Source organism: Actinosynnema sp. NPDC023658 (assembly GCF_040639995.1).
Taxonomy (GTDB): domain Bacteria; phylum Actinomycetota; class Actinomycetes; order Mycobacteriales; family Pseudonocardiaceae; genus Actinosynnema.
Genome location: NZ_JBFAAX010000611.1, coordinates 1 through 3,419 on the forward strand (window position 1 = coordinate 1; position 3,419 = coordinate 3,419).

Annotated in this window: 2 protein-coding genes; both read right to left on the reverse strand. The window is 71.8% G+C overall.

Annotated elements, in window-relative coordinates; genetic code table 11:
• Positions 1 to 157: 157 nt before the first annotated feature.
• Positions 158 to 2,515 carry a phosphoketolase family protein gene (locus AB0G02_RS32080; protein ID WP_360801606.1) on the reverse strand — a complete coding sequence of 786 codons (2,358 nt, stop codon included), beginning with the start codon at positions 2,513 to 2,515 and terminating at the stop codon, positions 158 to 160.
• Between the two features lie 196 nt (positions 2,516 to 2,711).
• Positions 2,712 to 3,419: acetate--CoA ligase family protein (locus AB0G02_RS32085; RefSeq protein ID WP_360801609.1), on the reverse strand; the 708-nt coding region annotated here is incomplete at its 5' end.

A 3,419-nucleotide genomic window follows, 5' to 3' on the forward strand; every position in this document is an offset into this window, starting at 1 on the left:
ACGCGGTGGCCCACGGCGTCCACGGGCGGCAGGTCCAGGCCGAGGTCCGGGCTGCCGTCCCAGCGCTCGACGTGGTGCCGGGCGAGGACCGTGTCGTCCCCGCCCAGCACCGAGAGCTTCAGGCTCGACGAGCCCGCGTTGACGACCAGCACGTCCATCAGTACGGCCAGGTCCAGTCGCGGATCTCGGGCAGGTCCTCGCCGTGCTCGCGGATGTAGGTGTGGTGGCGGGTCCGCTGGTCGGTCATGTGCTGGCGCAGCCCGGCCGCCTTGACGCCCAGGCCGGGGACGCGGTCGACCACGTCGACGACCAGGCGGTAGCGGTCGAGGTCGTTGAGCACCAGCATGTCGAACGGCGTGGTGGTGGTGCCCTCCTCCTTGTAGCCGCGGACGTGGATGTTGTGGTGGTTGGTGCGCCGGTAGGTCAACCGGTGGATCAGCCACGGGTAGCCGTGGTAGGCGAAGACCACCGGTTTGTCCGGGGTGAACAGCGCGTCGAACTCCCGGTCGTCCATGCCGTGCGGGTGCTCGGTGTCCGGCTGCAACCGCATCAGGTCCACCACGTTGACCACCCTGACCTTCAGCTCGGGCAGGTGCTCGCGCAGCAGCGCGGCCGCGGCCATGACCTCCAGGGTGGGCGCGTCACCGGCGCAGGCCAGCACCACGTCCGGCTCGGCCAGGCCGTGCTCGGTGCCCGCCCACTCCCAGATGCCCGCGCCACGCGCGCAGTGCAGCGCCGCGTCCTCCGGTCCGAGCCAGTCGGGCGTCGAGTTCTTGCCCGCGACGACGACGTTGACGTAGTCGCGGCTGCGCAGGCAGTGGTCGGCCACCGAGAGCAGGGTGTTGGTGTCCGGCGGCAGGTAGACCCGCACGACCTCGGCCTTCTTGTTCATGACGTGGTCGATGAAGCCGGGGTCCTGGTGGGAGAAGCCGTTGTGGTCCTGCCGCCACACGTGCGACGACAACAGGTAGTTCAGCGACGCGACCGGACGCCGCCAGTCGATGTGCCGGTGGGTCTTGAGCCACTTGGCGTGCTGGTTGAACATCGAGTCGACGATGTGGACGAACGCCTCGTAGCAGTCGAACACCCCGTGCCGCCCGGTCAGCAGGTAGCCCTCCAGGAAGCCCTGGCACAGGTGCTCCGACAGCACCTCCACCACCCGGCCACTGGTCCCCAGATGCTCGTCGGTCGGCAGGCGTTCGGCCAGCCACTGCTTCGCCGTCACCTCGAACACCGCGTCCAGCCTGTTCGACGCGGTCTCGTCCGGCCCGAACACGCGGAAGTTCCTCTCCTCCGCGTTCAACGTCATCACGTCGCGCAGCATGCGGCCCAGCACGCGCATCGGCTCCGAGGTGGTGGTGCCGGGCTTGACGACCTCCACCGCGTACGGCGCGGTGCCGGGCATCCGCAGGTCCCGCAGCAGCAGACCACCGTTGGCGTGCGGGATGGCGCCCATCCGGGACTCGCCGCGCGGGGCCAGGGCCAGCAGTTCGGGCTTCGGGCTGCCGTCGGTGTCGAACAACTCCTCCGGGCGGTAGGAGCGCAACCACGCCTCCAACTGCCGGAGGTGGTCCGGGTTGTCGCGGACCCCGGCGAGGGGGACCTGGTGGGAGCGCCACGTGCCCTCGACCGGCACGCCGTCCACTTCGGACGGTCCGGTCCAGCCCTTGGGGGTGCGCAGCACGATCATCGGCCACCGCGGGCGTTCGGTGTCCCCGGCGCGGGCCGCGTCCTGGATGCGGCGGATCTCGTCGAACACCTCGTCGAAGACCTCCGCCGTGCGCGGGTGCAGCACGGCCGGGTCGTCGCCCTCGACGTAGAACGGCGCGTAGCCGTAGCCGCGCAGCAGCGCGTCCAGCTCCTCGTGCGGGATGCGCGCCAGGATCGCCGGGTTGGCGATCTTGTAGCCGTTGAGGTGCAGGATCGGCAGCACCGCCCCGTCGTGCGCCGGGTCGAGGAACTTGTTCCCGTGCCAGCTCGCCGCCAATGGACCGGTCTCCGCCTCACCGTCGCCCACGACGCACGCCACCACCAGGTCCGGGTTGTCGAACGCCGCGCCGAACGCGTGCGCCAACGAGTAGCCCAGCTCGCCGCCCTCGTGGATCGACCCCGGCACCTCGGGAGCCACGTGGCTCGGCACGCCGCCGGGGAAGGAGAACTGCCGGAACAACGTCCGCATCCCCTCACCGTCACGCGACACGTTCGGGTGGGTCTCGGTGTAGGAGCCCTCCAACCACGTGTTCGCCAGCAGCGCCGGACCGCCGTGACCCGGACCGGTCACGAACAGCACGTCCTGCGCACGGTCGTTGATCACCCGGTTCAGGTGCGCGTAGAGGAAGTTCAGACCCGGCGTGGTGCCCCAGTGGCCCAGCAGCCTGGGCTTGACGTGCTCCGGGGTGAGGGGCTCGGACAGCAGCGGGTTGTCCAGCAGGTAGATCTGGCCCGCCGAGAGGTAGTTGGCCGCACGCCAGTAGGCGTCGACGAGGGACAGGTCGGTGGTTCCGGGCTGCGGCACGTCACGTCTCCTGTGGTGTCGGGGTGCTGGTACCAAGACTGCTTCCGGAACCGATCCCGCCCCAGGGACCGGCGACCTCGATCGGACCGGGACCTTCGGCTCTGAACCAGGGCCTCCGGCGACTGCCGCGCCACGTGGGCTGCCGTCCGCGCCGCGCGCCCCCACCCCCGTCAGACCCCGCCGGTCCGCGTGGGGGTCATGACCGCCTCCGCGCGTCGCGCAGCCTGCGCAGGAACGGGTCCACCGGTTCGGCGGGCGTGACGCGCACGCGGGCGTCCACGGCGAGCACCCCGTCACCGGTGAGGACCAGCGGGTTGAGGTCGAGCTCGGTGACCTCGGGCAGCAGCTCGGCGAGCCGGCCGACCCGCAGCAGCACGTCCCGCACCGCCGCCCCGTCGTCCTCGGCGAACACGCGGGGCGCGGCGCGGAACCCGTGCAGCAGGTCGTCCACGTCCGCCTCGCCCAGCGGCGCGAGCGCGGCGGCGCGGTCGTCGACCAGGTCGGTGTCCACACCACCCAGACCGGTCACCACCAGGGGCCCGAACTGCCGGTCGGTCACCACGCCGACGAGCAGCTCCCGGCCGGTCGCGGCCATGGGCTGCACGAACACGCCGGCCAACCGGTCACCGAACCGCTCGCGCAGCGACTCGAAGGCGCGGGACACCGCATCCGCGTCAGCGAGGCCGAGCAGGACACCGCCGGCCTTGCTCTTGTGCAGCAGCCCGCCGGCCACGGCCTTGAGCGCCACCGGCCCGCCGAAGGAGCGCTGCGCGGCCACGGCGGACCCGGCGTCCGGCGCCAGCACACCGCCGAGCACCGGCAGCCCGAACGCGCCCAGCAGGCGCACCACCTGGTCGGGCCCCAGCCAACCGCCGGACGGCTCGGCGGCCAGGTGGTCGGTGAT